We start from the raw sequence: 2,880 nt of genomic DNA on the forward strand, positions 1-2,880 counted from the left end.
GCCGCCGTGGCCCTTTGGGCCGATGAGGGCTACCCCTATTTGGAAATCTTTACCGGGGACGCTCTGCCCCAGCCGGACAGGCGGCGCACGGGCCTGGGAGTCGAGCCCATGACCTGCGCGCCACGGGCAGGCGGCGCACGGGCCTGGGAGTCGAGCCCATGACCTGCGCGCCAAATGCCTTCAACTCCGGGGAAGGATTGATCACCCTGGAACCGGGACAGAGCCACACTGCCTGCTGGGGCATCGACCCGTATGCCTAAGGAATCCTCCGGCGATGGGCGAGGCTAGTCGTCCTTCTTGTCCTGGCCGATGTGGAGTGTTCCCTTGACGCGTTCGGTGCCCTCGGACAGGAGGGCCTCGGCAGAATCACGGATAACTCCCTTCGCGAAGGGATCCTTCTTCAGCAGCGCCTTCGCAGTGTTCTTAGCGAATTCCAGTGTGATGTGCGGCGGGAGCGGGGGCACACTTCTGCTGGTGTAGGCGTCGATCAGCGTTACTCCACGGTGGGCGAAGGCGGAATCCCAAGCCGCCGCAACGTCGTCGTCGCTTTTAACGCGGATTCCCTGGAACCCGAGCAATTCCGCCCACCCAGCGTAGTCGACCGATTCGACATCCTGGGAGGTCTCCCACACGGGATTGGCGTCCTCGGTGCGCATTTCCCAGGACACCTGGGTCAGATCATCGTTGTGCAGGACCATGATGATCAGCTGCGGGTTGTCCCATTCCTGCATGTACTTCTTGATCGTGATGAGTTCGTTCATGCCGAGCATCTGAAATGCCCCGTCGCCGATGGTGCAGATGACGGACCGCTCGGGATACGCAAACTTCGCGGCCACCGCGTACGGCATGGCCGCAAGCATGGACGCGAGCCGGCCGGAAAGGTCCCCCATCATGCCGCGGCGGAACCGAATGTGGTGGCCATACCAGTCCACGGTGGTGCCGGCGTCGGCGGTGACGATGGCCTGCGGGGGAAGACGCTTGTTCAATTCGTGGTACACCCTCCGGGGGTTTACGCCGTCCTGGTAGCTGAGCATCGCCTGGGCTTCCATCTCGTTCTCCCATTCGACCATCTCCTTGGCGACGTTTTCCTGCCAGGACAGATCCGCCTTCGCCTCCAGGTGCGGGATGAGCGCCGTGAGAGTTGCCTTCACATCGCCCCAGATATTCAACTCGGTCGGGTAGCGCAAGCCCATTTGCTCCGGCTTGAGGTCAACTTGGATCGCCCGGGCCTGGCCGCTCGCCGGCAGGAATTGGCTGTAGGGATAGTTGGTTCCGAGAAAAACGAGCGTGTCGCAGTCGTTCATCTGGTGCATGCTCGGACGGGTGCCGAGCAAGCCCAACTGTTGACTGTGGTGGGGAATATCCGAGGGAATGACCTGCTTGGCGCGCAGTGCCGTGATGAGACCGGCCCCGGCAAGCCTTGCCGCTTCGAGCACCTCGTCGGTCGCACCATTGGAGCCGTGACCGACCAGGAACGTCACCTTGCTGCCGGCATTGATGATGGCCGCGGCCTTCATGATTTCGCTCTGGGGCGGAACAATGGACGTGGAGGGTGCGACAGCGCTCGAGCGCGAAACCCAGTTCTCCGGCGTGAGCTCTTCCATCTCCATGCCCTGCACATCGTGCGGAAGAATGATGACCGCCGGTCCGAGCCGAACCCGAGCGGTGCGGAAAGCAGTGTCGACGACCGCCTGCACCTGTTTGGGCGAGACGACGGTCTGCACATACACAGCCACATCGGCCAAGGTCCGCTCCAGATTGTTCTCCTGCTGGGTAAACGTTCCGAGCGAAGGCAGACCCTGTTGGCCGATGATTGCGACAACGGGCTGATTGTCCGACTTGGCGTCGTACAGGCCGTTGAGCAGGTGAAAGGCTCCCGGGCTGGAGGTCGCAACACACACGCCGACCTCACCGGTAAATTTGGCATGGGCGGTGGCCATCAGGGAGCAGATTTCCTCGTGGGTAGGCCGGACATACTTCAGCCCTTCGCCCTCGCGTTCCGCCTTGCCCAGCGCGCCGTCGAACTCACCGATCCCGTCACCGGGAAAAGCGAACACCCGGGTAACGCCCCACTCCCGGACCCGCTGGATCACGAAATCACTTACAGACACCATGTCATTCCTCTTTCACTCCCGGCGGCGCGTGGACACGCCTGCCGTATCATCCGGAGATTGTCTTCGGTGTGGCGGTTCGCGGACCCTCAGCGGGGGCAACGCAAGTATCAGGCGGAGAGTCCGGCAGCTTCGTGCAGGCAGGCGCGGGCAGCGAAGGGACGCCGGTGACGTTATGGGCAGCCATGATTGTGTGCCTGGTGCCGCTACGCAAGTGCCGCAGCCCATCCGGGGCAATCATCCCCAGTGTGTGATGCACAGAAGAGCTCCGTCATTCAGTGTTGAATTGTCGGGTAACACCGCCGTGGCCGTGGCCGATGTATTACTAGCCGATGTATTACTAACGGCAATTACTAATTACAGTAGGCACGTTGGGACGACGCGGTCAAGGTGACCGTTTCGAGGGGGACGGCCCGACGCCCTTCAGTGTTCTTCACCTGCCCGAAAGATAGAGTCTGGACGCCAGCAACAGCTCATGGGGGGTGTCCCTATGTTCTTTGTCAAGCTGCTTTGGGGACTTTTCCCTCGTAGAGGGTCATGTCTCTGAGCATGGCGAAGAGCATGTCGGTTCGGCGTCGGGCGAGGGCGATCAGGGCTTGGTTGTGGCGTTTACCTTCGGCACGTTTCCGGTCGTAGTAGGCCCGTGATACCGGGTCTTTGAGAGCTGCGAACGCGGAGAGAAACAGGGCGCGTTTGAGCACCTTGTTGCCCTTGTGTGAGGGGTGATCCCCACGGATGGAAGTTCCGGATCTCCAAGTGACCGGTGCCA

Annotated in this window: 2 protein-coding genes; both read right to left on the reverse strand. The window is 61.7% G+C overall.

The window, feature by feature from the left end; genetic code table 11:
• Nucleotides 1-284: 284 nt before the first annotated feature.
• On the reverse strand, nt 285-2,114 hold the full coding sequence (locus Y707_RS0103750) for a thiamine pyrophosphate-requiring protein (RefSeq protein ID WP_026534094.1): 1,830 nt from the start codon (nt 2,112-2,114) through the stop codon (nt 285-287).
• Nucleotides 2,115-2,611: 497 nt separating this feature from the next.
• On the reverse strand, nt 2,612-2,880 hold a 269-nt coding region (locus Y707_RS0103755), incomplete at its 5' end, for a transposase (protein WP_026534095.1).

Source organism: Arthrobacter sp. H14 (assembly GCF_000520495.1).
Lineage (GTDB): Bacteria > Actinomycetota > Actinomycetes > Actinomycetales > Micrococcaceae > Arthrobacter_C.

Excerpts from the sequence above, each read along its gene's own strand:
- Y707_RS0103750 (WP_026534094.1), bottom strand. The coding sequence starts at position 2,114 with ATGGTGTCTGTAAGTGATTTCGTGATCCAGCGGGTCCGGGAGTGGGGC.